The 282-nt window shown below is 68.4% G+C and carries 1 pseudogene; it reads right to left on the bottom strand.

Annotated elements, in window-relative coordinates:
* Positions 1–282: pseudogene (locus ADK64_RS14080) on the bottom strand (hypothetical protein); the annotation flags it as partial.

Genomic DNA, 282 nt, shown 5'->3' with positions numbered 1-282 from the left:
TGACGATGGCCTGCTGCGCCGCCTTCAGGGTGACCTTCCCTGAGCAGACGGCGGTGTGCAGCTTCGTCTCCACCGGATCCTTCAGATTGTTCACCCCCGAGCCCGGCTTGTGGCCCGGGTCGGCGGGCTCCACCCAGAGGTTGCGGGCGTCGTTCGGGTCACCGCCCAGCTGCAGGGAAATCAGATGGTCGTACTCGGCGTCCCCGAGGCGGCCCTTGTAGCCGTAGGAGGCGGCGTTCAGCCGCTTCTCCTTGCCGGTGACCGCCTCCGGCGGCCGGATGT

The sequence above is a fragment of the Streptomyces sp. MMG1121 genome (assembly GCF_001280015.1).
GTDB lineage: Bacteria > Actinomycetota > Actinomycetes > Streptomycetales > Streptomycetaceae > Streptomyces.
This window is presented reverse-complemented; position numbering and strand designations above follow the sequence as displayed.